The organism is Thermus caldifontis, assembly GCF_003336745.1.
In the GTDB taxonomy this organism is placed as follows: Bacteria; Deinococcota; Deinococci; order Deinococcales; family Thermaceae; genus Thermus; species Thermus caldifontis.
This window is the reverse complement of sequence record NZ_QGMX01000049.1, coordinates 1-1,219: the sequence shown is the minus strand read 5'-3', so window position 1 is coordinate 1,219 and position 1,219 is coordinate 1. Positions and strand designations below refer to the sequence as shown.

Below are 1,219 nucleotides of genomic sequence, written 5' to 3'. Positions count from 1 at the left end.
ATGGCCAAGGGCGAGTTTATCCGTACGAAGCCTCACGTGAACGTGGGGACGATTGGGCACGTGGACCACGGGAAGACGACGCTGACTGCGGCGTTGACGTTTGTGGCGGCGGCGGAGAACCCGAATGTGGAGGTGAAGGACTACGGGGAGATTGATAAGGCGCCGGAGGAGCGTGCGCGGGGGATTACGATCAACACGGCGCATGTGGAATACGAGACGGCGAAGCGGCACTATTCCCACGTGGACTGTCCTGGGCACGCGGACTACATCAAGAACATGATCACGGGTGCGGCGCAGATGGACGGGGCGATTTTGGTGGTATCGGCGGCGGACGGTCCGATGCCGCAGACGCGGGAGCACATCCTTTTGGCTCGCCAGGTGGGGGTGCCGTACATCGTGGTGTTCATGAACAAGGTGGACATGGTGGACGACCCGGAGCTTTTGGACCTGGTGGAGATGGAGGTGCGGGACCTTCTGAACCAGTACGAGTTTCCTGGGGACGAGGTGCCGGTGATCCGGGGGAGCGCGTTGTTGGCGCTGGAAGAGATGCACCGGAACCCGAAGACGAGGCGTGGGGAGAACGAGTGGGTGGACAAGATTTGGGAGCTTTTGGACGCCATTGACGAGTACATACCCACGCCGGTGCGGGATGTGGACAAGCCGTTCTTGATGCCTGTGGAGGACGTGTTTACGATTACGGGGCGTGGGACGGTGGCCACGGGACGGATTGAGCGGGGGAAGGTGAAGGTTGGGGACGAGGTGGAGATTGTGGGCTTAGCTCCGGAGACGCGGAAGACGGTGGTGACGGGTGTGGAGATGCACCGTAAGACGCTTTCGGAGGGTATAGCTGGGGACAACGTGGGGTTGCTGCTTCGGGGGGTAAGCCGGGAGGAGGTGGAGCGGGGGCAGGTGCTGGCGAAGCCTGGGAGCATTACCCCGCACACGAAGTTTGAGGCCTCGGTGTACATCTTGAAGAAGGAGGAGGGTGGCCGGCACACGGGGTTTTTTTCTGGGTACCGGCCGCAGTTTTACTTTCGGACCACGGATGTGACCGGGGTGGTGGAGCTGCCGGCGGGGGTGGAGATGGTGATGCCTGGGGACAACGTGACGTTTACGGTGGAGCTGATCAAGCCGGTGGCGTTGGAGGAGGGTTTGCGGTTTGCCATCCGTGAGGGTGGGCGGACCGTGGGCGCCGGCGTGGTCACCAAGATCCTGGAGT

General features: G+C 62.1%; 1 protein-coding gene. It reads left to right on the top strand.

The features are described from left to right. Positions 1 to 1,219, top strand: a 1,219-nt coding sequence (tuf, locus tag DK874_RS11625) for an elongation factor Tu (protein ID WP_114314176.1), incomplete at its 3' end; no start/stop codon positions are given.